The 386-nt window shown below is 58.3% G+C and carries 1 protein-coding gene; it reads left to right on the forward strand.

Annotated elements, in window-relative coordinates; all coding sequences use genetic code 11:
* A partial coding sequence (locus Abin_RS15410) for a hemagglutinin repeat-containing protein (RefSeq protein ID WP_048848566.1) occupies positions 1 to 386 on the forward strand: 386 nt, incomplete at both ends.

Raw genomic sequence — 386 nt, forward strand, 5'->3', positions numbered from 1 at the left:
GTTGAGGCGAGTGTCGGGATGCAGGGTGCTGGGGTGAGTGTGACGGCGTCGGCGTCTGCTTCCCATCAGCACAGCCAGTCTGACAGCATGACGCATGTGGATACGGTCATTCAGGCGACGGATACTGTGCATCTGAGGACATCGGGCACGACGACGCTGGATGGAGCGGAAGTCAACGGCGAGCGTGTGGATGTGAAGAGCGGGATGCTGGTGATCAGCAGCCCACAGGATACAGCCAGTTATCATAGTGATTCTGAGAGCGGCGGGTTCAGTGTTTCGATCCCGATTTATGGCGCGGGCAGTTTTGGCGGGTCTGCGCATGTTGCGGGCCAGACAATCAAGGATACGTATCGCTCGACGGAAAGCACGCAGTCTGGTGTGTATGC

It is taken from the genome of Acetobacter indonesiensis (genome assembly GCF_000963945.1).
Taxonomy (GTDB): Bacteria; Pseudomonadota; Alphaproteobacteria; order Acetobacterales; family Acetobacteraceae; genus Acetobacter; species Acetobacter indonesiensis.